We start from the raw sequence: 518 nt of genomic DNA, 5'->3' as shown, positions 1-518 counted from the left end.
AAACAAGGCTTCACGCAACACGCGCTTGTCGGTCAGCCGGACATCCTTCTCTCTTAAAAATAAGGTCAGCAACGTATGCGATTCGATATAGCCGATAACGCGTCCCAAATCGCCGTCGCACACAAGGAATTTGTTACGCGGTTCATCCGACATCACCTCCAACACGGCACCACCACCACCACACCCACCAAAACAAACAACACACCCACACACACCCACAACAAAAACAACCACACACCCAACAACAACCCCCCAACACACAAACCCAAACACAACCCAACCAAAACAAACCAAAACACCCACACCAAAACCCCACCCCACACACCACCCCAAAAACCCAACACACCCAAACCACCCAAAAAACCCACCCAACCCCACACACCCACACACAACAACAAACCCCACCCCCAACACAACAACACCCCAACAAACACAACAAAACCAAACCACACCACAACCCACCCCAACACAACACAAACAAACAACCCAACCAAAACACAAACAAACAACCCCCAAAC

The 518-nt window shown here is 50.2% G+C and carries 1 pseudogene; it reads right to left on the bottom strand.

Annotated features, from left to right (window positions below):
- Positions 1–414, bottom strand: a pseudogene (locus tag ACTHTY_RS11590) (hypothetical protein); the annotation flags it as partial.
- Between the last annotated feature and the right edge of the window lie 104 nt (positions 415–518).

The organism is Neisseria sp. P0019.S002 (assembly GCF_051957155.1).
Classification (GTDB): domain Bacteria; phylum Pseudomonadota; class Gammaproteobacteria; order Burkholderiales; family Neisseriaceae; genus Neisseria; species Neisseria perflava.
The sequence above is the reverse complement of the archived record's forward strand: the minus strand, read 5'-3'. Positions and strand labels throughout refer to the sequence as shown.